Here is a 395-nt window from a genome sequence, read left to right as displayed (position 1 = left end):
ACATCGCCGATCGCTGCGAGCAGTGTGGGGTAGACCATTGCGGTGCCGGCACCGATGAGGACGACGGCGGCAAGCCAGGTTCCGAAGTCATTTCCGAGGGCGACCATGCCGAGCGCCAGGGCTTGGACGAGCATGCCTCCGGCGATTAGGGGTTTGCGCCCGATCCGGTCCGAGAGGGCGCCCGTGATCAGCTGCCCGGCGCCCCAGACGGCCGGGTAGAGAGCGGCGAGGATGTCGATGCGTTCGATGCTGAGCCCTGCGGCGGCGAACAGGACAGGGAACAGTCCCCAGGCGAGACCGTCGTTGAGGTTGTTCACCATCCCGTCCTGGCTGACGGAGGAGTGCGGTGCCTGCGACGCCGAGGTAGCCGGCTGCTTCGTTCAGGCCCATGGCCA

1 pseudogene is annotated in these 395 nt (G+C 67.3%); it reads right to left on the bottom strand.

Annotation, left to right across the window (positions count from 1 at the left end):
* Positions 1-341 (bottom strand): annotated as a pseudogene (locus QK290_RS18585) (MFS transporter); the annotation flags it as partial.
* Positions 342-395: the final 54 nt, after the last annotated feature.

Source organism: Pseudarthrobacter sp. AL07 (assembly GCF_029960665.1).
Lineage (GTDB): Bacteria > Actinomycetota > Actinomycetes > Actinomycetales > Micrococcaceae > Arthrobacter.
This window is presented reverse-complemented; position numbering and strand designations above follow the sequence as displayed.